Source organism: Gordonia heveisoli (assembly GCF_030315745.1).
GTDB lineage: Bacteria > Actinomycetota > Actinomycetes > Mycobacteriales > Mycobacteriaceae > Gordonia.
This window is the reverse complement of the sequence record NZ_JASXSH010000010.1, coordinates 135858-157752: the sequence shown is the minus strand read 5'-3', so window position 1 is coordinate 157752 and position 21895 is coordinate 135858. Positions and strand designations below refer to the sequence as shown.

General features: G+C 69.1%; 14 protein-coding genes. 3 read left to right on the top strand and 11 right to left on the bottom strand.

Annotated elements, in window-relative coordinates; all coding sequences use genetic code 11:
- From ruvX to aspS, 8 genes are all read right to left on the bottom strand, one after another.
- Entirely contained in the window at nt 1-432 is a 432-nt protein-coding gene (ruvX, locus tag QSJ18_RS11155; RefSeq protein WP_286326506.1) for a Holliday junction resolvase RuvX, read from the bottom strand.
- A complete protein-coding gene (alaS, locus tag QSJ18_RS11150) occupies nt 432-3098 on the bottom strand; it encodes an alanine--tRNA ligase (protein ID WP_286326505.1) in 2667 nt (888 codons plus the stop codon). The genes ruvX and alaS overlap by 1 nt, the downstream gene beginning before the upstream one ends.
- A gap of 116 nt (nt 3099-3214) precedes the next feature.
- Nucleotides 3215-4651, bottom strand: a complete 1437-nt coding sequence (locus QSJ18_RS11145; RefSeq protein WP_286326530.1) for a replication-associated recombination protein A — start codon at nt 4649-4651, stop codon at nt 3215-3217.
- A 13-nt stretch (nt 4652-4664) separates the two neighbouring features.
- Nucleotides 4665-5819 (bottom strand): hypothetical protein, encoded by a 1155-nt coding sequence (locus tag QSJ18_RS11140; protein WP_286326504.1) that lies wholly within the window; start codon nt 5817-5819, stop codon nt 4665-4667.
- Nucleotides 5820-6105: 286 nt separating this feature from the next.
- Nucleotides 6106-7008: a transglutaminase family protein gene (locus QSJ18_RS11135; RefSeq protein WP_286326503.1), complete on the bottom strand. Its 903-nt coding sequence runs from the start codon at nt 7006-7008 to the stop codon at nt 6106-6108.
- The gene (locus QSJ18_RS11130) at nt 7005-9728 is read right to left on the bottom strand and encodes a circularly permuted type 2 ATP-grasp protein (protein WP_286326502.1); all 2724 of its coding nucleotides are present in this window, start codon (nt 9726-9728) and stop codon (nt 7005-7007) included. Before QSJ18_RS11130 ends, QSJ18_RS11135 begins: the two co-directional genes overlap by 4 nt.
- Nucleotides 9725-13165 (bottom strand): transglutaminase family protein, encoded by a 3441-nt coding sequence (locus tag QSJ18_RS11125; RefSeq protein WP_286326529.1) that lies wholly within the window; start codon nt 13163-13165, stop codon nt 9725-9727. The genes QSJ18_RS11130 and QSJ18_RS11125 overlap by 4 nt, the downstream gene beginning before the upstream one ends.
- A 107-nt stretch (nt 13166-13272) precedes the next feature.
- The gene (gene aspS / locus QSJ18_RS11120) at nt 13273-15084 is read right to left on the bottom strand and encodes an aspartate--tRNA ligase (protein ID WP_286326528.1); all 1812 of its coding nucleotides are present in this window, start codon (nt 15082-15084) and stop codon (nt 13273-13275) included.
- A 203-nt stretch (nt 15085-15287) separates the two neighbouring features.
- Here aspS and QSJ18_RS11115 point away from each other — a divergent pair, with 203 nt between their 5' ends.
- The 3 genes from QSJ18_RS11115 to QSJ18_RS11105 all read left to right on the top strand — a co-directional run bounded on the left by QSJ18_RS11115 (nt 15288) and on the right by QSJ18_RS11105 (nt 18658).
- Nucleotides 15288-16115, top strand: coding sequence for a sulfurtransferase (locus QSJ18_RS11115; RefSeq protein WP_286326500.1), 828 nt, complete (start codon nt 15288-15290; stop codon nt 16113-16115).
- 102 nt (nt 16116-16217) lie between these two features.
- Complete coding sequence (locus QSJ18_RS11110; protein WP_286326499.1) at nt 16218-17426, top strand: LLM class flavin-dependent oxidoreductase; 1209 nt, start codon at nt 16218-16220, stop codon at nt 17424-17426.
- Nucleotides 17423-18658, top strand: a complete 1236-nt coding sequence (locus QSJ18_RS11105) for an acyl-CoA dehydrogenase family protein (protein ID WP_286326498.1) — start codon at nt 17423-17425, stop codon at nt 18656-18658. Before QSJ18_RS11110 ends, QSJ18_RS11105 begins: the two co-directional genes overlap by 4 nt.
- An 88-nt stretch (nt 18659-18746) precedes the next feature.
- Here QSJ18_RS11105 and QSJ18_RS11100 read toward each other — a convergent pair whose 3' ends face one another.
- Genes QSJ18_RS11100 through QSJ18_RS11090 form a run of 3 tightly spaced genes read right to left on the bottom strand, consistent with a single transcriptional unit; the run spans nt 18747 to nt 21895 of the window.
- Complete coding sequence (locus tag QSJ18_RS11100; protein ID WP_286326497.1) at nt 18747-19766, bottom strand: ketopantoate reductase family protein; 1020 nt, start codon at nt 19764-19766, stop codon at nt 18747-18749.
- Nucleotides 19763-20491 carry a class II aldolase/adducin family protein gene (locus QSJ18_RS11095; protein ID WP_286326495.1) on the bottom strand — a complete coding sequence of 243 codons (729 nt, stop codon included), beginning with the start codon at nt 20489-20491 and terminating at the stop codon, nt 19763-19765. Before QSJ18_RS11095 ends, QSJ18_RS11100 begins: the two co-directional genes overlap by 4 nt.
- Before the next feature lie 33 nt (nt 20492-20524).
- The gene (locus QSJ18_RS11090; RefSeq protein WP_286326494.1) at nt 20525-21895 is read right to left on the bottom strand and encodes an NtaA/DmoA family FMN-dependent monooxygenase; all 1371 of its coding nucleotides are present in this window, start codon (nt 21893-21895) and stop codon (nt 20525-20527) included.

The window sequence follows — 21895 nt, the reverse complement described above, 5'->3', positions numbered from 1 at the left end:
TCATCGTCGCGCATCGAGCCATCCCTGAAGGATAGCGACCGCCGCAGCCTGATCAATGACCGAACGCGAGGACTTCACGCTCCGCCCGCTGGCATGCAGCGCCTGCTGTGCGGTGACCGTGGTCAGCCGCTCGTCGGCGTAGGACACCGGCACCGGTGCGATCGTGTCGGCGAGTCGCGAACCGAAGGCCTGCGCGGTCTGCGCGGCGACCCCCGCCTCGTTGCGCAGGGTTTTCGGCAGGCCGACGACCACCTCGATCACCTCGTACTCGGTGGCCAGTTCGGCCAGCCGCCGAAGGTCGGCATCGTCCTTCGGGCTCCGGCGCACGGTTTCCACCGGCGTCGCCAGGATTCCGTCGGGGTCACATACCGCAACCCCGATGCGGACACTGCCGACATCGATGCCCAGCCGTCTGCCTCGCTGTAACGGCATCAGCCGACGAGCTCCCGGATACGGGTCGCCGCGGCGGAGATGCCCTGCGGATCGGTACCCGAGCCCTGTGCGAGGTCGGGTTTGCCGCCACCTCGACCGCCGACCAGCGGGGCGATCTCCTTGACGAGATCGCCTGCCTTGATACCACCGTCGCGGGCGGCCCCGGTCGTGGCGATCACGAACGGAACCTTGGTGTCGGCACCGTCGCCGGTGCTCGAGAACAGCGCGACCACGGCCTTGCGGTCGGCGACGCGTGCGCGCAGATCGGTGACCACCGACCGCAGTCCGTTGGCGTCGAGATCGGGCAGCTGACCGCCGACGACCAGCGTGTCACCGACGGTGACGGCGTCATCGAGCAGGCTGCCGGCCGCCGCACGGGCCGCCTCGGCGCGCACCTTCTCCAGTTGCTTCTCCGCATCGCGCAGCCGGGTGACGAGTTGTTCGACGCGGCCGGGCACCTCATCCGACGGCACCTTGAGCGACGACGCCAGACCGGCCATCAGCGCACGTTCCTTGGACAGGTAGCGGAACGAGTCCATCCCGACGTACGCCTCGACGCGACGCACACCCGAACCCACCGACGACTCGCCGATGACGGTGATCGGCCCGATCTGCGCCGAACTGGCGACATGGGTACCGCCGCACAGTTCCATCGAGAACGGTCCGCCGATCTCGACGACTCGCACCACGTCGCCGTAGTTCTCACCGAAGAGCGCGAGCGCGCCCATCGCCTTGGCCTCCGCGACGCCGGTCTCGAAGGTGTTCACCTGGTGGTTGGCCTCGACGGCGGCATTGGAGATCTCCTCGATCTCGCGGCGCTGCGCCTCGGTCAGCGGACTGCCCTGGTGGAAGTCGAACCGCAGGTAGCCCGGCCGGTTCAGCGAACCCGCCTGGGTGGCGCCCGGTCCGAGGACCTGCCGCAGCGCGGCGTGCACCATGTGGGTGCCCGAGTGACCCTGGGTCGCGCCGTGCCGCCACCCGGCGTCCACGGCCGCGATCACCTCGTCGCCCTCGGTGATCTCACCCTCGTCGACGACGACCTTGTGCAGCCACAGCGTCTTGCCGAGTTTCTGCACGTCCTGGACGCGCAGCCGGACCCCGGAGCCCGTGGTGATGGTGCCGGTATCGGCGATCTGGCCACCCGACTCGGCGTACAGCGGGGTGCGGTCGAGAACCACGGTCAGTTCCTGACCGGCGGTCGCGACGGGCACCCGCACACCGTCGGACACCAGACCCAGCACGCGGGCCTCCGACATCAGTTCGTCGAAGCCGGTGAACTCGGTCGGTCCACGATCGAGGAAGTCCCGATACACACCGGCGTCGGCATGCCCGGTCTTACGGGCCGAGGCGTCGGCCTTGGCCCGCTGCTTCTGTTCGGCCATCAGCGATGTGAAACCGTCCTGATCCACCTGCAGCCCGGCCTCGGCGGCCATCTCCAGCGTGAGGTCGATCGGGAAGCCGTAGGTGTCGTGCAGGGTGAACGCATCCGAACCGCTGATGGTGGACCGTTTGGCGGCCTTGGTCGCGTCGGCGGCGTCGGCGAAGAGCTTCGAGCCGGCGGCCAATGTCTTGGAGAACGAGGCCTCCTCCCCGATCCCGACGGACACGATGTGCCCACGCTTGTCGGCCAGCTCCGGGTAGGCCGGTGCCATCAGGTCGACGGCACGGCCGATGAAGGCACCCATGGTCGGCGCGTCGGCGCCGAGCAGCCGGGCCGACCGGACCACGCGGCGGAGCAACCGTCGCAGCACGTAGCCGCGGCCGTCGTTGCCGGGCAGGACGCCGTCGCCGATGAGCATCGCCGCGGTGCGGGTGTGATCGGCGATGACCCGGAACTTCACATCGTCGTCGTGATCGGCGCCGTAGGCCCGTCCGGTCAGTTCGGCGGCCAGGTCGATGACGGGTTTGAGGAGATCGGTCTCGTAGACGTTGTCGACGCCCTGCAGGATGCAGGCGACGCGCTCGATCCCCATACCGGTGTCGATGTTCTTCTTCGGCAGCGGACCGAGGATCTCGTAGTTGTCCTTGCCGCCACCCTCACCACGCACGTTCTGCATGAAGACGAGATTCCAGATCTCGATGTAGCGATCCTCGTCGGCTTCGGGTCCGCCCTCGATGCCGTACTCGGGTCCGCGGTCGTAGAAGATCTCCGAACACGGGCCGCACGGGCCGGGCACACCCATCGACCAGTAATTGTCCTTGAGGCCGCGACGCTGGATGCGTTCGGCGGGCACCCCGATCTCGTCGCGCCAGATGGCCTCGGCCTCGTCGTCGTCGAGGTAGACGGTGGGCCACAGCTTCTGCGGATCGATTCCGTAGCCGCCGTCTTCGACACTGTTGGTCAGCAGACTCCAGGCGAAGCCGATGGCCTCGCGCTTGAAGTAGTCACCGAAGGAGAAGTTGCCGGCCATCTGGAAGAAGGTGTTGTGCCGGGTGGTGATGCCGACCTCGTCGATGTCGAGGGTGCGCACGCACTTCTGCACGCTGGTGGCCCGGTCGTACGGCGGGGTCTGCTCGCCGAGGAAATACGGCTTGAACGGCACCATACCGGCGTTGACGAAGAGCAGATTCGGGTCGTCGAGGATCAGCGAGGCGCTGGGCACCTCGGTGTGACCGGCCTTGATGAAGTGGTCCAGGAATCGCTTCCGGATGTCATGCGTCTGCACTGTCGGTGTCGTCCTCGTATCGATGTGGTGAAAGTTGCTCAGGGTGATCGCGACGTGCCCGCGCGCCGCACACCCCTACAGCGGCGGGACCCAACAGACCAGCCTACCGTCGCAGGTCATCGACTGCCCCGTCGCCTCACCGCACCACGGATGATCGCCCGGAGCCGGGACACCCGGGCGGAGATCTCCCGCTCGGCACCGTGATCGGTCGGTATGTAGTAGTCGACACCGACCAGTTCGTCGGGCGGATACTGCTGGGCGAGGACGCCGTCGGGGTCGTCGTGCGGGAAGCGATAGCCGACGCCGCTGCCCATCGCACGCGCACCCGAATAGTGGGCGTCACGCAGGTGTGCGGGGACGTTGCCGGTCTTACCCGCCTCGACGTCGGCCAGCGCAGATCCGATCGAGGACGCTACGGCCCCCGACTTGGGTGCGGTGGCCAGGTGGATGGTGGCCTGGGTCAGCGCCAGCCTGGCCTCGGGCATGCCGACCAGGGCGACGACCTGCGCCGCCGCGACCGCGGTCTGCAACGCCATCGGGTCGGCCATGCCGATGTCCTCGCTGGCGTGGATCATCAGCCGGCGCGCGATGAATCGCGCGTCCTCACCTGCCGCGATCATCCGGGCCAGATAATGCAATGCCGCGTCGACGTCGGAGCCACGGATGGATTTGATGAAGGCGCTGGTCACGTCGTAGTGCTGGTCGCCGTCGCGGTCGTAACGTACCGCGGCCCGATCGATCGCCGCCTCGACGTCGGCCAGGTCGACGACGGGTAGCTGGGCGGCGGGTAGGTCGGCGGCGGGGTCCGCGGGCTCGGCGACTGCGCTGTCGGTTTCCAGGTCCCGACGATCCCTGAGCGCGGCGTCGGCGCTGGCCTCCAACGCGGTCAGTGCGCGTCGGGCGTCGCCGCCGGACACCGCGACGAGGTGGTCGTAGGCGGGTTCGGTGACCGAAACCGCACCGTCGAGGCCGCGCGGGTCGGCGACCGCGCGGGAGAGCACCTCCCGGATGTCGTCGTCGGTCAGCGAGCGCAGACGCAACACCAGCGACCGCGACAGCAGCGGCGCAACCACCGAGAACGACGGATTCTCGGTCGTGGCCGCGACGAGCAGCACGATCCGGTTCTCGACGGCATCGAGCAAGGCGTCCTGCTGCGTCTTCGAGAAACGGTGGACCTCGTCGATGAACAGCACGGTCTGCTGGCCGTCGACCAGGCGGCGACGAGCCACGTCGATGACTGCGCGCACCTCCTTAACCCCGGCCGACAACGCCGACAGCGCTTCGAAGCGGCCGCCGGTGGCCCGTGAGATCAGCGACGCCATCGTCGTCTTCCCGGTCCCCGGCGGCCCGTAGAGCAGGACCGACGCCGCACCCGAACCGTTGATCAGTCTGCGCAGCGGGGAGCCGTCGGCGAGCAGATGGGACTGGCCGACGATCTCGTCGAGTGTCTGCGGCCGCATCCGCACCGCCAGCGGCGCACTCGGACGCGGCGACGCGGAGAGTCCCGCGTCACCCCCGGTCGCCGATGTCGGCGTCTCGAAGAGACTGTCCATCACGTCGTGCAGGTCAGGCCAGCCAGGCCCGCTGCAGGGCGAGGCCGACGTCGGCCGCGAAGTTACCGATGGTTTCGGCTCCGGCACGTTCCGCCGCAGCCGCCAGGTCAGTCCAGCGGGCGACGATGACCCGCGGATCGTTGGTGTGCAGCGCCCAATCGCGACGCAATCCCCAGTCCGGGTCGTCGGCCTCGGGCGGCGGCACCTCGCCGGGCAGCATCCATCCGGTGGACAACCACACCCACAGCAGTCGCGCGGTCAGGACCTTGCGCCGAACCTCACGCTCGTGGGCGAGCGCCGGCCAGATGCTGACCACCTCGGAACGCCAGGCGTCCACCATCGCCACCTCGAGATCGGTGGCGCGGGCGAGATCCCCGGGACTCAATTGCGCGGTGAATGTGACCAGTGCGTAGGCGATGTCGAGAGTGGCGTCGCGGAAGCCGCCCCACTCGTAGTCCATGAACTGGACGCCTTCGTCGTTGATGAGGATGTTCTCCGGGCCGACGTCGGATGGGCTGAACGCACGATGATCGCCCTCCCCGAACAGATGGAGCGCGTCGCGCAGGGCGGCCAGTACCGCCTCGGGCAGGGCGACGTCGAGCTGGGCGGCATAGTCGGCGGCTTCGGCGACCGCCCGTTCGGCCTGCTCCCGCAGGATGTCGCGACCCCCGGTACCCGACGGCCCGCGCCGCAGCAGCGCCTGGAAGTCGCCTTCACCGCCGACCGTGGCCGCATGCATCCGGCCCAGCGCCTGTCCCCACGCGCTGACCGCGCGTCGGGTCTCCTCCGGATCGGTACCCGACAGCAGTTCGGGCATCGACCGCCCGTGACCGAGATCGGAGAGCACCATCAACCGGGCGTCGGGGTCCGACGCGATGAGCTGCGGCCCCGGCCGAGACTCGTTGGGCAGTGCGGTGGCGTACTTGTAGGACGCGATCTCCCGGTGGAAGGCGTGTGGATCCTCGTGTTCGGGAAGCGCCTTGATCACCAGGGATCGATCGAGGGAGAGTGGGTTTTGGGCCACCCGGGCACGGACGACTGTCGTACGCCCGCTCCCGCCGAGGTCTTCGGGGTCGTCGAGGACGACCGGGGAACCGGCGCGTTGTGACAGCAGCGCCTCTGCCGCCCGCACCACACTCATGATGCGGCTTTCCGTTAGAACCGTCATGTCGACAACAAACCTACCCAATTCCGAAAGCCGACGTCCGCGCAGTTGCCTGAACTGACATTTCGTTGACGCTGGCAAAGACCATCTTCGGCGGAAATCCCCACGCGCACAAGATCGATCGGGCAGATTCCGTTCGAACGACCGAGGGCCGCGCCCGCGAGCCATCGCCCGAAAGTGGGGGACGAACCTTCCTCCCCCACCTTCGGACTCTTCCCCCAATTGCAACTCGGGGACGAACCCAAAAGTCGGGGACGAACACTCGTCCCCTACTTTCGGTCCCCTGGTTTCAGGACGCGTCGATCGGGCTGACGTCCACCGAGACGTCGATCTGACTCTTGCGCGACTCGGTGTAGATGACGCCGCGCAACGGCGGGACGTCGTCGTAGTCGCGCCCCCAGGCCAGGGTGACGTGCCGTTCGTCGACGAGTTTGTCGTTGGTCGGGTCGATGGCGATCCACCGATCCCCCGGCAGCCACACGGCCGCCCAGGCGTGACTGGCGTCGGCCCCGAAGATGCGCTCCCGGCCGGGTGGCGGATCCGTGGCGAGGTAGCCGGACTCGTACCGAGCCGCCAGACCCACCGACCGCAGGCAGGCGATCGCGACCCGCGCGAAGTCCTGACAGACCCCGACGCGGCGTTCCATCACGGTGTCCACGCGTGTGCTGATCGCGGTCGACCCCGACTTGTACTCGAAGTCGGTGAAAATGCGCGTGGTCAGGTCGACGATCGCCTCGAGCAGCGGCCGGTCCGGGGTGAACACCGACGCCGCGTAGTCGACGACCGCCCCGGTGATCTCCGGCGGATCCAGGTCGAGGACGAATTCCGCGGCAAGCGCTCCCCCGGGTGCGACGGCCGGCCGGGCCTGTTCCCACGGCGCCAGCGCGGCCGCGCTCGACAGCAGTTCGCCGTCGACCGGATCCACCTCGACCACCGATTCGGCGGTCACCTCCAGCACCCGATGCGGAGAGCGCACATGAAAATAGGTGTCGATGTTTCCGTAAACGTCGACGCCGGTGGACCGGTCGTCGGGTTCGGGATCGATACGGACCTCGGTGCTCTCGACCCGCTGCCCGGGTAGCCCGCGGGGCGTCAGGTAGCACCGTGCGTACGACGATGAGACGTCGTCGTCGTAGGTGTAGCGGGTCTGGTGGATGACGCGGTAGCGGCGCGTCGAGCCGGTGTCGGTCATCGGCTGTCCCCTCCGCCCCAGATCGGCTGCGCGGTTCTCGGCGGCGCCAGTCGGGTGCTCCCGAGGAGATCCGACAGTTCGCGGGCGGCATCGCTCAGCGTGGTCATCAACTCGACGAGTTCGGACCGTCGCCCGTTGTTGTCGACGGACGCCAGATCGGCGGGATCACCGCGCCGAAGTTCGGCGACCATGTCCTCGATCGCCCGTTCCGCCGACGCCGATCGCAGCGGCTCGGGCAGATCGATCAGGTGCGCGCGGATCCGGTCGAACTGATAGATCATCGACCGTGGGTTGGTCGCGTCGAACAGCAGCAGTTCGGCGACGGTGATCAGCTGATACAGCCCGCGGTTGCGGCGCCGGTAGATCACCGACGACTCGTTGGCGGCCAGATAGGACTCCAGCAGGACCTGCTCGATGTCGGGATCGCGGGAGTCGGCGAAGACCGCGGCGGTCAGGTCCGCCAAGGTCACCACCCGCTCGATGCGACGACCGATGTCCATGAACATCCAGCCCGCGTCGTGGACCATCGACTCGGCCTGCAGACCGGCCAGTGCCAGCACCCCGTGCAGTACTTCGTCGTGGGTGCGGGCGAGTTCGGGGGCGTCACCCAGCGTGCCGTCGCCGGGTTCGTTCCGCGCCCGGGTGACCTGGCTGCTCAACGATTCCAGCGCGCGTTCCACCGGCGCCAGCACCATCCATGTGCTGGTGGACATCTGGTCGCGGACCGCGCGGACGCTGCCGATCAGCCGGTCCGCCGAATGCGCGACCGTACCCGGTACGGCACGGGCCACGGTCAGGTCGGTGATCTTCACGATCGCGTCGCTGACCTGGTCCGGCGACGGCGGCCGGTCGGTGGCGTCGAGTAGATCGGCGGTGGACAGATATCCGGCGGTGCCGGTGATGGTGGCCACCGCGTGCAGCAGCGCGGGTACCGCGGCGGTTCCCGACATCCACGGACGATATTGGAAGTCCTGGTAGCGCTCGCGTGAGACCTTGGCCAGCCGGGTGGTGAGCTCGGTGCGCTCACCGTATCGGCCGAGCCAGAACAGGTCGGCGAGCACACGTGGGCTGGCCGCCGCGGCCACCTCGGAGTACGAGCTGGAGATCCGCACCCGGACTACCGGTACCTCTTGTGCCGGCTCCACCCGGGTCTCGGATCGGCGGGATTCGTGCCCGCCGACCTCGGCGTTGGTCACCCACACGTCCTTCGCGGCGACGGTGTGGTGGGCAGCGCCGCCGAGACCGTCGGCGAGCACCGAACCCAGCGCACCCGGCATCACGGCGTAGCTGTGCCCCTGCGCGACGCTGAACGCACGCAATGCGACCGGCGCGGCGCGCACCGAGGTGTTCGGCGCCGCGGGCAGCACCCCTGGGGTCATACTCGGCGCGACCGAATAGGTCTCCAGAGCCCGGCCGACCCATTGCCAGGTCTGTGCCCGAAGTTGGGCTATCAGCCCTTCACGGCCCGCGGTATCGAGGAAGCCGCCGACGATCTCCGCGCCGGTCCGGATGTTGGTGAAGGCGAGTCCGCCGACGTCGGCGATCATTTTGGTGCGATCGAGGTCGTCGCCGCCCCAGTAGGTCTGCACCGACGGCAGCGCCAGTTCCTCGTCGAGCAGCATGGGCGCCACCCTGTCCAACACGGTGTGCAGGGCCGGGTTCTCCAGGACGCCGCTGCCCAGGGTGTTCACCACGGTCACATTGCCGCGCGAGATCGCCTCCACCAGGCCGGTCACGCCCAGCCGCGAGCCGGTGCGCAGGTCCAGCGGGTCTGCGTAGGCGGCGTCGACGCGGCGCAGGAGCACGTCGACGCGTTTGAATCGCCCCAGCGAACGCATGTAGACGACCCCGTCCCGGACGGTGAGGTCGGCACCTTCGACGAGCGGGAAACCCAGCACCGACGCCAGATAGGCCTGGTCGAAGGCCGTCTCGGACATGCTGCCGGGGCTGAACACGGCGACCGTCGGATCGTCGACGCCGGGCGGGGCATAGTCGAACAGGGCGAGCCGCAGGGTGCCGGCGAAGGTTGAGGTGGCCCGCGGGGCGCAGGACTGGAACAGCTGCGGATAGATGCGTGAGGTCAGCCGCCGGTCGACGATGGCGTACCCGATGCCCGACGGAGCCTGGGTGCGGTCACCGTAGACGACGAAACGACCGTCGGCGGTGCGGCCGATGTCGGCGGCGTGCAGAAACAGCGCATGCGGTCCGGCCACCTCGAGCCGGGCGGCCTTGCGGATGTAGCCGGGATGCCCGAACACCATCTGCGGCGGGACGAGTCCAGCACTGATCGTCTTCTGGTCGCGATAGAGGTCGCGCAGCAGCAGGTCCAGCAGCATCGACCGCTGGGTCAGCGCCTTCTCCAGTTCGGACCATTCGCTGCCGTCGACGATCAGTGGGACCGGATCGATCTGCCAGTCCCGGGCTACGGTCTCGCCGGGGCCGGAGCCGTGGGCGACGAACTCGTTGTAGACGACACCTTCGTCTTCGACCGCGGCGGCGAGCCGGGCCGCCGCATTGCGCAGGCGGGCCTCGCCGCGGATCTCGTAGCCCTCGGCCAGATCGGTCCAGGCCGACCGGACCGCACCGGCCGGGTCGAGCATCTCGTCGTAGTGCACCTTCGCCGTCGACGCACCGTCGATCTCGGCGAGATCGAACAGCGTGAAGCCGTCGGTGCGGTATCGCTCGAACACCGCGCGGACGCTGCCGGACGAAGAAGTCACCGCAGAACTGTACGTGCCCGCCGGAGGTCGAGGATGCCCGGGACCCCGGCATCGGTGGCCAGCCGGGCTGCCCGCTCACGCAGCAGACCGATGTCGACGGTCCCGGTGGTGTGCCCTGCCGCCTCGAATCGGCCGTTGCGGCGGGACTCGGCTTCCACCGGGTTCACCGGCGGCCGGTCGTAGGCCCGACCGCCGGGATGGACGACGTGATAGGTGGCGCCACCGACCGAGCGTCCGTTGACGGTGTCGATCAGATCGAAGATCAGCGGGGTGTCGATGCCGATGCTGGGGTGCAGCGCACTCGGCGGCTGCCAGGCCCGGAACCGGATCCCGGCCACCTGCTCACCGGGACGCCCAGTACTGCGCAGCGGGATGGGATATCCGTTGCAGGTCAACAGATATCGGTCATCGACCCCACCGGAGACCCGGACCTGGACCCGCTCGATCGAGGAGTCGACGTAGCGTGCCGTGCCGGTCCCGGTCGACTCCTCGCCCAGGGTGTTCCACGGTTCGATCGCGCCGCGCAGTTCGATCTCCCGATCCCGGATCGACACTGTCCCGAGCCGCGGGAAGCGGAACTCGGTGAACGGGTCGAGCCAGGCCGTGTCGAAGTCGAATCCCGCTTCCCGCAGTTCCTCGGCGACGATCGAGATGTCGGCGATGACGTGATGCGGCAGCAGATGCTTGCCGTGCAGGTCGGCACCGTGGCGGATCAGCGGGGCACGGTAGGGCTTGTCCCAGAACCAGGCGACCAGGCAACGCACGAGCAACGACTGCACCATCGCCATCCGGTGGTGTGGCGGCATCTCGAAGGCCCGCAGCTCCAGCAGTCCCAGCCGGCCGCGCGCGGAGTCGGGGTTGTAGAGCTTGTCGATGCAGAACTCGGCACGATGGGTGTTGCCGGTGATGTCGGTCAGCAGGTGCCGCAGTGCCCGGTCGGTGACCCACGGGTTGGGTGGTTCGTCGACACCTCCGGTGATGAGCCGGTCGATCTCGGCGAACGCGATCTCCATCTCGTACAGCGCCGATTCCCGTCCCTCGTCGGCGCGGGGTGCCTGCGAGGTGGTGCCGATGAACTTGCCGGAGAACAGATATGACAGTGACGGATGCCGCTGCCAGTAGGTCAGCATCGACACCAGCAGATCCGGACGGCGCAGCAGCGGCGAATCCGCCGGGGTGACACCGCCGAGCGTGATGTGGTTGCCGCCGCCGGTCCCGCCGTGACTGCCGTCGAGGTCGAAACTCTCGGTGCCCAGCCGCACGTGACGGGCGTGCTCGTAGAGGGATTCCAGCAGCTCCGACTGTTCGGCGAAGCTGCCGGTCGGCTGAATGTTGACCTCGATGACGCCGGGGTCGGGGGTGACCGTCAGCGACGTCAGCCGCCCGTCTGCGGGCGGTCCATAGCCCTCGATGACCACCGGGGTGCCGGTGGCGGCCGCGGCGTCCTCGACCAGTTCGATGACGGCCAGGAACTCCTCCAGTTCGGCCATCGGCGGCAGGAAGACATACAGGATGCCCGCGCGTACCTCCGCGACCAGGGCGGTGCGCGGCAGGAACTCCGCCGGATCGGCCTCGACGACCCGGTGTCCCAAAGCGGCGGCCGGATCGTCGGGCAGCCCGGGTGGCCGCGCCGACGGATCGGTGTCGAAGAACGACGGCGCCGGTCCCCACGACAACGAGTTGAGCGGCAGCCGCAGACCGGCAGGCGAGGTACCCGGGGTGAGCACCAGCCTGCCGCGTCGGGTCGTCCAGCTCGCGCTGCGCCAGGCGTCGCCGTCCTCGGCCCGGCTGAGCGGCAGCACATAGGCGGTGGGCGTGGTCACCGCCGCGTCGAGCCGGGCCAGCAGTTCGGCGCGGGCGCGTGACGAGTCGGCGGGAGGTTCCAGGTCGGCGGTGTCGTCGGCCTCGGCGAGTGCGGCCGCCCGCGCGGTCTGCACGGTCGGGTCGGCGCTCGGTGCACCGGGCGGCAGCGCGGCCAGCTCCCCCATCCGGACCAGCGGATCCTCATAGGCGGCGAGCACCAGAGCGGCGGGCAGCCCGAGTGCGACGGCGAATGACGTCAGCAGCTCCCGCGCCGGTTCGGCGTCGGCGTGGGCGTCGGCTGCCGGGCCGGCGATCTCGGTCTCGATGCCCGCGGCGCATTGCTGCTCGCTCGCCCAGGGGTCGGCGAGCAGTTCGGGGCGACGCCAGACCGGCGCACCGTCGGTCCGCCACAGCAGCGCGATCTGCCAACGCGGCAACGGTTCACCCGGATACCACTTGCCCTGGCTGCGTTGGACCAGCCCGGTCGGCGCGTGGTCCTGACGGAGCCGTTCGGCGAGCCGGGAGGCCAGCAGGCGTTTATGCGGGCCGTCGGCGGCGGTGGTCCACTCGTCGTCGGTCTGATTGTCGATGGAGACGAAGGTCGGTTCGCCGCCCATCGTCAGCCGCACGTCTCCGTCGGCCATGGCGGTGTCGACGCGGGCACCCAGGTCGACGACCCGATCCCACTGATCCGGTGTGTAGGGCAGTGTGACCCGCGGATCCTCGTGGAAGCGGGTGACGGTGTTGGCGAAGTCGAGGGTGGCGTGGCACCGGTCGGTGGCACCGGTGATCGGCGCGGCCCCGCCCGGATGCGGTGTCGCCGCCAGCGGGATGTGGCCCTCCCCGGCGAACAACCCCGACGTCGGGTCCAGACCGACCCAGCCCGCGCCGGGCAGGTACACCTCGGTCCAGGCGTGCAGGTCGGTGAAGTCGGCGGCGGGCCCGGACGGCCCGTCGAGGGCCTTCACATCCGAGGTCAGCTGCACCAGGTAGCCGGAGACGAACCGGGCGGCGAGTCCGAGCTCACGGAGCAGGGCGACGAGCAGCCAGGCCGAGTCGCGGCAGGACCCGATCTTCGATGCCAGGGTGTGGTCGGGGGTCTGGACGCCCGCCTCCAGGCGGACGGTGTAGCCGACGGCGTCCCGTACCGCCTGATTGATCGACACCAGGAAGTCGATGACCCGCGTCTCGCCGATCGGGCGGTGCGCGGCCGCGAATGCCGCGACCGCAGGATGTGTTGGTGCACCCGCGAATTCACCGTCGGCCACGCCGACCGGGCGCAGATAGATCTCCAGGTCACGCCGAAGGTCGTCCGGATAGTCGAAGCCGTAGTGCTCCGCCCAGTCCTCGATGAAGAAGTCGAACGGGTTGATCGCGGTCAGGTCGGCGACCAGGCTGACGGTGATCGAGAGCGTCGCGGACGGCTCGGGAAACACCAGGCGCGCCTGATAATTGCTGAACGCGTCCTGCTGCCAGTTCAGGAAGTGCTGGTCGGGTTCGACCTTCAGCGAGTAGGCCTCGATCGGGGTGCGCGAATGGGGGGCCGGACGCAGCCGGACCACATGCGGATGAATCTTCACGGGCCGATCGAAGGCATAGCTCGTCCGGTGCTCCAGCGCTACCTTGATCGTCAAACCGGAGTCCTCCCAGCGCTGCGCGACACCCGACGGGCGGGGCATCTGTTGGAAGAAATCACATCACAGATGCGCCTACCCTGCCGGGTGTCGTGGCAGCGGTGTGGTCAGGCTCCGTCGCCCGCGGGGGCGTTGGCCGCGGTGGCGGCCTCGCCGCGCGGCACCGGCTTGGCGTCGATCCCCGACTCCTTGCGCTGAGCCGGGGTGATCGCGGCAGGCGCATCGGTCAGCGGGTCGACGCCGCCGCCGGACTTCGGGAAGGCGATGACCTCGCGGATCGAATTCTCGCCGGCCAGCAGCGAGACGATGCGGTCCCAGCCGAAAGCGATCCCGCCGTGCGGGGGTGCGCCGAAGGCGAAGGCGTCGAGCAGGAAGCCGAACTTCTCCTGCGCCTCGTCGTGCGAGATCCCCATGATCTCGAACACCTTCTCCTGAATGTCCTTGCGGTGGATACGGATCGAACCGCCGCCGATCTCGTTGCCGTTGCAGACGATGTCGTAGGCGTAGGCCAGGGCCTCACCGGGCGCGGTGTCCAGCAGTGCCAGCGATTCGGGTTTGGGCGAGGTGAAGGCGTGATGCACCGCGGTCCACGCGCCCGACCCGACCGCGACATCGCCGGAGGCGGTGGCGTCGGCGGCAGGCTCGAACAGCGGGGCGTCGACGACCCAGGTGAACGCCCAGTCGCCGTCCTTGATCAGGCCGAGCTTGTCGGCGATCTCGCCGCGGGCGGCGCCGAGCAGGCCGCGGGTCGACTTGACCTCGCCGGCACCGAAGAAGATGCAGTCGCCGGGTTGCGCGCCGACGTGTGCGGCCAGACCGGCCCGCTCGTCGTCGGTCAGGTTCTTGGCGACCGGCCCGCCCAGCGTGCCGTCCTCGGCGACGAGCACGTAGGCCAGGCCCTTGGCGCCACGCTGCTTGGCCCATTCCTGCCAGGCGTCGAGCTGACGGCGCGGCTGGGACGCCCCGCCGGGCATGACGACCGCGCCGACGTAAGGCGCCTGGAAGACGCGGAACGGCGTGTTCGCGAAGTAGTCGGCACATTCGACGAGTTCGATGCCGAAGCGCAGGTCGGGTTTATCGCTGCCGTAGCGACGCATCGCCTCGGCGTAGGTCATCCGCGGGATCGGCGTGCTGATGTCGACACCGATCAACTTCCACAGTGCGGCGAGCACCTCTTCGGCGAGGGCGATCACGTCGTCTTGGTCGACGAAGCTCATCTCGATGTCGAGCTGGGTGAACTCCGGCTGGCGGTCGGCGCGGAAATCCTCGTCCCGGTAACAGCGGGCGATCTGGTAGTACCGCTCCATACCCGCGACCATCAGCAGCTGCTTGAACAGCTGCGGGCTCTGCGGCAGCGCGTAGAAGGTGCCCGGCTGCAGACGAGCGGGCACCAGGAAGTCACGGGCGCCTTCTGGGGTCGAACGGGTCAGGGTCGGGGTCTCGATCTCGACGAACTCGTGGCCGGCCAGCACCCCGCGCGCGGCGGCGTTGACCGCCGATCGCAGCCGGATCGCGGCCGCCGGACGTTCACGGCGCAGATCTAGATAGCGGTGCCGCAGCCGGGCTTCCTCGCCCGGGGATTCGTCGAGCTGGAACGGCAGCGGCGCCGACTCGTTGAGCACCTCGAGGACGGTCGCGTTGATCTCGATCTCCCCCGATGCCAGGTTCGGGTTCTCGCTGCCCTCGGGGCGAGTCTCGACCACGCCGGTGATCGCGACGCAGTATTCGGCGCGCAGCCGGTGCGCCGCCTCGGCGACGTCGTCGTTGCGGAAGACGACCTGAACCAGGCCGCTGGCGTCACGTAGGTCGATGAACACCACACCGCCGTGGTCTCGTCGACGCGCCACCCAGCCGGCGACGGTGACGGTCTGCGACGCATCGGCGCGACGAAGCGAGCCTGCGGAGTGGGTGCGGAGCACTGCGGAGTCCTTCCGGGAAAAATGCCAGATGAATTGCTTGGTGACCATGGTGCCGTATCGGCGTCGGTTCTCCGCTGGCAGCCCCCGACGATCCCCGCCCGCACCCCCGGCACCGGCGGGTTGCGCCCATCGCAGTTTCTGAACCGGGCCCATACCGAACATGTATTGGACGCATTGACCTGGGTCTTCTTAGCGTTGACGGCATGTCTTTGCTCATCAGCCCCACCGAACTGTCCGACCTGCTGCACTCCGATCGCCCGCCGGTCGTCCTGGATGTGCGCTGGGCGCTCGACCTGCCCGATGGTCGCGTCGACTACCGGCAGGGCCACCTACCCGGTGCGGTGTACGTCGACCTAGACACCGAGTTGGCCGCCGCCCCGGCCGCCGAGCTGGGCCGCCATCCGCTGCCGGATGTGGAAACCCTGACCACCGCCGCCCGACGTTGGGGTATCGACGACGGCGACACCGTCGTCGTCTACGACGGGGCGAGTAACCAGTCCGCGGCCCGTGCCTGGTGGTTGCTGCGATGGGCCGGACTCGCCGACGTCCGTATCCTCGACGGCGCGCTACCCGCGTGGCGGGCAGCCGGACTTCCGCTGTCGACCGACGAGGTGACACCGACCCCCGGACAGGTCACGCTGCAGACCGGCAGTCTGGGGGTGCTCGACGTCGACGAGGTGGCGGGTTTCCCGGCGTCGGGTGTCTTGCTCGACGCCCGCGCGAGTGAACGGTTCACCGGCGAGGTCGAACCGATCGATCCCAAGGCCGGCCACATTCCGGGTGCGGTCAGCGCACCCAACGCCGGCAGCCTGCGCCCAGACGGCACCTTCGAATCCCCGGCGACGCTACGCGCCCGGTTCGCCGAACTCGGTGTCGCCGAAGGTGTTCCGGTCGCGGCCTACTGCGGTTCGGGGGTGACCGCCGCCCACCTGGTCGCCGCACTGTCCCTCGCCGGGTTCGATGCCCGGTTGTATCCCGGGTCCTTCTCGCAGTGGAGCGGCCTGGATCGCCCGGTCGCCGTCGGTGCTTGATCCGGTCCCCCGACCGGCCATTTCCGACCCCGGCTCGACGCCGACCCCGCTCGTCCCCGCTTCCCGTCCGGCCGTCGTATACGGCCCAGAGAGGATCCTCCCGTGACCGACATCCCGACCATCCCGGACACCGCGTCCGCCCAGGTCGAGTTCATCAGCCAGGCTCATCTGAACCCCTCCACCGAACTCGATCCGATCCCGACCCGCGGTATCGACCTGCAGTACTTCCGCCGCTACGTCCGCACCCTGGAGGACGCGGGTTTCGACTACACGCTCCTGCCCTACGGGTCCGCCGGTGCCGATTCCTTCGTCCTGGCCTCGGCGGTCGGGCAGCTCACCGAGCGGCTACGCCCGATCGTGGCGCTGCGACCGAACACCACCCTGCCGCAGGTGGCCGCACAGAAGCTGGCCACCCTCGATCAGCTGACCGAGGGCCGTGCGGTGGTGCACCTGATCTCCGGCGGTAACGACACCGAGCAGGCCCGGCACGGTGACTACCTGAGCAAGGACGACCGCTACGCACGCGCCTCCGAGTACATCGACATCCTGCGCCGCGCCTGGACCTCACCGGAACCGTTCAGCCATCACGGCCGGTTCTATCGGTTCGACGAGTTCGGCCCTGGATTCGCGCCGTACGGCTCGACGATCCCGGTCTCCATCGGCGGGCAGTCGGCCCCGGCCTTCGAGATCGGCGGCACCAAGGCCGATGTCTTCAGTTTTTGGGGCGAACCGCTCGCCGACATCCGCGGCGAGATCGACCGGGTGCACGGTATCGCCCGTGACGCCGGACGCACCGAACTGCCACGCATCTGGGTGACGTTCCGGCCGATCATCGCCCCGACCGACGAACTGGCCTGGCGCAAGGCGCACGACTACGTCGGCCGAATCGGCAAGACCTTCGATTCCGGTGCCTTCCACAAGAACTACAAACTCACCTCGACGCCGCCGCAAAACGTAGGATCGCAACGTGCGCTCGACTTCGCCGCACGGTCTGAGGTCTACGACCGCGCGCTGTGGACCCGAACCGCCGCCGCCACCAACGGGTCCGGCGCGGCGACCGCGCTCGTCGGCAGCCCGGAAACCGTCGCGGCCGCGATCCTCGACTACATCGACCTGGGCGCGTCGCTGGTCTCGATCCGCGGTTACGACACCCTCAACGACGTCATCGACTACGGCCGCTACGTGCTGCCACTGGTCCGCCAGGAACTGGCTCACCGTGCCGCCACCCGGACTCGCGGCACGCTGCAGGATGCCCATCCGGGCGCGTTCGCCCCGGGTTTCGATTCGGCTGCCCTGGCCGGTGTCCGATGACGGCCTCAGTGGCGACCGAACCCGTGCACACCGACGAGGGTCGCGCCATCACTGAGATTCCCGAGTTCGCCCGACTTCCCGCCCCCGACCTGAGCCCGGCGGCGCTGGCCGCGGTGACCACCGCGGTCGCTGCGACGGCGGCCGAGTACGACCGCACCGGCGAGGTGCCGGTCGCGGGCCTCGAGATCGCACATCGTGCGGGGCTGCTGACCGCTACCGTCGGCCGTGAGTTCGGTGGCCCCGGCCTCGACCCCCTCGACACCGCCCGTATACTGATCGCCCTCGGTGAGGGCGACACATCGGTGGCGCTGCTGGCGGCGAACAATCTGAACACCCACCAGGGTCAGGCTGCGGCGCACAACTGGCCTGCCGAGTTGTATCGCGACTACCTGGCCCGCAGTCTGCGCGAGCCGACGCTCGCCAACACTATTCGTGCCGAACCCGAACTCGGCGCACCGGCACGCGGAGGGCTGCCCACCACGTCGGCGCGACGCACCACCGACGGCTGGGTTCTCAACGGGCACAAGTCATACGCCACCGGTGTCCGCGCGCTCGCCTATCACGTGGTGTGGGTGGTGGCCGAGGAGGAGCAGGCAGACGAGCCCCGCGTCGGACATCTCATCGTGGAGTCCGACACCCCGGGGATCGACTGGGTCGACACCTGGGATCACCTGGGGTTGCGCGCCTCCAACACCCACGACGTCATCTACCGCGACGTGCTGGTCCCGGAGCAGAATTTCGTGGAGATTCCGCGTGGGCCGGACGGCGTCTACCGGGATCCGGCCGCGGCGACCGCGCTGACCAGCTTCGGCCACGCCGCGATCTACATCGGCGTGGCGCGGGCCGCCCGCACCGCCTTCGTCGATTTCGCCCGCACTCGCGTGCCGACCGCGTTGGGCAGGCCGATCGCCACCACCGAGCGCATCCAGACCATCGCCGGGGAGATCGACGCCCAGATCGCGCAGGCGGAGACGCTGCTGTTCGGGGCCCTGTTGCGCGCGCAGGCGGGCGACACTGCCCATCTGCGCCAGTTGTCGCTGATCAAGGTACAGATCGCCCGATCGGTGATCGCCGCGGTGAGCACTGCCGCCGGTGCCCTCGGCAATGCCGGGCTGACCCGTCACCTGCCGTTCGAGCGGCTGCTGCGCGACGTGCACTGCGTGCGCGTCCACCCGCCGCAGGAGGACGCCGCGCTGCTGGTCGCGGGCCGAGGTCTGCTCCTCCCCGACTGAGCAGCACGCTGGTCGGCGGTTGAGCCAAACGACGACGATCCGGGCCGACCATGGTGGTCGGCCCGGATCGTCGTCTCACGGTCCTGGGTCAGGCCGGCTGCGCGACTTCCAGTCCGGCGAGATCGAGTACCTCGGCCACCGTGCGGGTGCCGGGCGCCTCCCCGAGCGCCGCCGACGCACCGAGGGTCCGTTGCAGGGCGATGGTTGACGGTACCGGGACACCCAATTCACGGGCCAGCAGCGCGATTTCGCCGTTGAGGAAGTCGACCTCGCTGCCCGAGCCGCGCTGAAAGCTCTGCCACGTCGACAGTTGGCCGGGCCGATACGCGCTGTCGGCGCTGAGCGCCGCCTGTGCCGGGTCGTACCGCACCTCGGTGCCCGGATCGGCGATCTCGTATCCGGCCGCGGCCAGAACCCGGGTGGTCTCGGTACGGATCTGTCCGGCGAGGATCGCACGTTCGTCGGCGTCCCCGGCCAGAACCGCCAACGCGAATTCCGCCGACACCAGCATCTTCCACGCCAGCCAGCGCCGGATGTCGGCGACCGACTGCGACAACCAGTTCGCCGCCCGCAGATCCGACGCGATTTCCGCGGCCACCGCCGAGCCATCGTCCCCGGCCCCGAAGGGGTACGGCCCGACGATGATCTGCCCGATCTTGGGAGCGTTCGCGACGTCCACGACGCCCGCCACCACATGCTTGGCCGCGACCAGCGTCACCGCACCGATCACAATGTCGAAGTAGCGGAGTGCGGCACGTTCGGCGTCGAGTCCGTTCTGCAGCAACACGACCGGCAGGCTCGCGGCGACCGCTCCCCCGACCACCGGCCGGTAGGCCCAGGCCGCGAGCGCCTCGGCGGCATCCTGGGTCTTGGTGGCGAAGACGAGCACATCGTCGGGACCCAGGTCGACGCCGTCGGGACCCGACACCACCTCGATACCGAGACGGCGGGTGCGCCCCGCCTGTGTGTAGGTGAGGCCACCGTCGGCGATGGCCGCGAAGGTGGCCCCCCGCGACACCAGGACCACCGGCAGGTCCGCCTCTTCGAGGCCGGCGGCGAGGGCGGCGCCGACCGCCCCCGCGCCGATGACGATGTACCTGCGGCTCATGCGAAACCCGACCGTTCGGCCAGGCTGAACACCGGTTCGTAGTGTGCGCGAGCCAGTTCCGGGGTCAACGTCCAGCGCTGCACCACCTCCGGGCCGAGGACCTCGTGGTCGACGCCGAGTAGCGCGAGCGCGGCGTCGGCGGCCCGTTCGGCCGACCACAGATAGAAGGCGGCCTCGGCGACGGTCTGACCCCAGGTGACGAATCCGTGGCCGCGCTGCAGGAGCACCCGTGCGCCCTGCGCGGCCAACGCGATGTTGTCCGGGGTCGTGTCGTCGCCCCAGATGCGGGCGGACAGACCCTGCAGGCCGACGATCGTCGCCGCATCGGTGTTCACCGCTTCCAGCGGCCTGCCCAGATTGGACCAGACGAACCCGCGTGGGGTGTGCAGGTGCACGGCGACGGCGGCGTCCGGAATATTCTGGTGCAGAGCCAGATTGCCGGCGAACCCGTTGATCCGGTAGCTGCCGCGTTCGTCGACGATGTCGCCGTTGCCGTCGACGAGGACGAAGTCGCCGGGGGTGACCGCACTGACGGATACGCCGAACGGGTTGACCCAGTAGTGTCCGGGGGCTTCGGGCGCCCGGGCGGAAACATGGCCGTTGAAGCCGAATTCGTAACCCAGCGAACCGAAGTGACGCAGGGCGGCGGTCAGTTCCCAGCGCACGTCGCGATCGACGGGGACGGGGACGGGCGGCAGGGACAGGACCGCGGACGGGCTGCTCATGAGTTCTCCTCTACGAGATGGGATGGATGATGGTCACGCCGGTACCGGCGCCGGTTGCGCGTTCAGGCCGAGGTTCTCGCGCAGCGTCTGCCCGGCATACTCGGTCTGAAATGCACCACGCTCCTGCAGGATCGGGATGACCGCCTCGGTCAGCAGGGTCAGTCCCTCGGGCAGGTAGGAGGGCAGCAGGATGAAGCCGTCGGCGCCGCGGGCCTCGAATCGTTCGAGCAGCAGATCGGCGATCTGTTCGGGAGCACCGACCGGGACGAAGTGACCCGACGAGGCCACCTCCCACTCGATCAGCCTGCGCAGTGTCCAGCCGTCCTCGATGAGGGTCAGGTATACGCCGTAGCGCGACCGGCGACCCTCGACGGCCTCCTCGGCGGGCAGGCGCTCCGCCGGGATCTGTTCGTCGAGTTCCAGGTCGTCGAGGAAGGCGTTACCCAGTTGCCGGGACAGCTTGGCGCGCCCGGACTCCAGGTCGATGAGACCGTTGAGCTCCTTCTCCACCGCACGGGCCGCGGCCTCGGTCTCCCCGATGATCGGCGATACCCCCGGCAGCACCTTGACCGTCCGCGGATCCCGACCCGCCGCGGACACCTGCGATTTCACCGACCGGTAGAACTCGATGCTGTCATCGTGCGTGATCCGGCCGGTGGTGAACACCAGGTCGGCGAACCGGGCGGCGACGGCCTGCCCATCCCCCGACGACCCGGCCTGGGCGATGATCGGCCGGCCCTGCGGTGACCGTGCCACGTTGAGCGGCCCGGCCACCGAGAAGTGTTTGCCGACATGGTCGATCGGTGCCACCTGGCCGACGTCGGCGTACACCCCCGCCGCGCGGTCGATACGCACCGCACCGGGACCCCAGCTGTCGAACAGTTTGAGCAGCACTTCGGCGAATTCCGCTCCCCGCTCGTAGCGTTCGGCGTGCGGGGGCAGCTCACGCCCGAAGTTCTCCTCACCCCACGCCGAGGTGACCAGATTCCAGCCGGCCCGCCCACCCGAGATGTGATCGAGGGAGGCGAGCTGACGGGCGACGTTGTACGGCTCGGAGAATGTCGTCGAGATGCTGCCGATCAGCCCGATGTGCTCGGTCACCGCGGCGAGCGCACTGAGCAGGGTGACCGGCTCGAGTCCGGCGAACGGCTGCGAGGACACCGTGTCCAGGTCCAGACGCAGGCCGTCGGCCAGGAACACCGCATGCAGCTTGGCTCGTTCGGCCCAGGTCACCACGTCGCGGAACAGCGCGAGGTCGTACTTCTCCTCGACCCGGCTGTTGGGCCTGCGCCACGCGCCGGCATGGTTGCCGACGCCGCCGATCAGCGTCGCCAGCACCAGTTGTTCACCCTGGGCGACCCGCTGTCCGGCCGGTGCCCCGAGGTCATCGATGTCGATGGTCAT

Coding starts and splice junctions, on each gene's coding strand:
- QSJ18_RS11140 (WP_286326504.1), bottom strand. CDS start 5,819: ATGACGGTTCTAACGGAAAGCCGCATCATGAGTGTGGTGCGGGCGGCA.
- QSJ18_RS11145 (WP_286326530.1), bottom strand. CDS start 4,651: ATGGACAGTCTCTTCGAGACGCCGACATCGGCGACCGGGGGTGACGCG.
- ruvX (WP_286326506.1), bottom strand. CDS start 432: ATGCCGTTACAGCGAGGCAGACGGCTGGGCATCGATGTCGGCAGTGTC.
- QSJ18_RS11100 (WP_286326497.1), bottom strand. CDS start 19,766: ATGAGCCGCAGGTACATCGTCATCGGCGCGGGGGCGGTCGGCGCCGCC.
- QSJ18_RS11135 (WP_286326503.1), bottom strand. CDS start 7,008: ATGACCGACACCGGCTCGACGCGCCGCTACCGCGTCATCCACCAGACC.
- QSJ18_RS11090 (WP_286326494.1), bottom strand. CDS start 21,895: ATGACCATCGACATCGATGACCTCGGGGCACCGGCCGGACAGCGGGTC.
- QSJ18_RS11095 (WP_286326495.1), bottom strand. CDS start 20,491: ATGAGCAGCCCGTCCGCGGTCCTGTCCCTGCCGCCCGTCCCCGTCCCC.
- QSJ18_RS11115 (WP_286326500.1), top strand. CDS start 15,288: ATGTCTTTGCTCATCAGCCCCACCGAACTGTCCGACCTGCTGCACTCC.
- QSJ18_RS11105 (WP_286326498.1), top strand. CDS start 17,423: ATGACGGCCTCAGTGGCGACCGAACCCGTGCACACCGACGAGGGTCGC.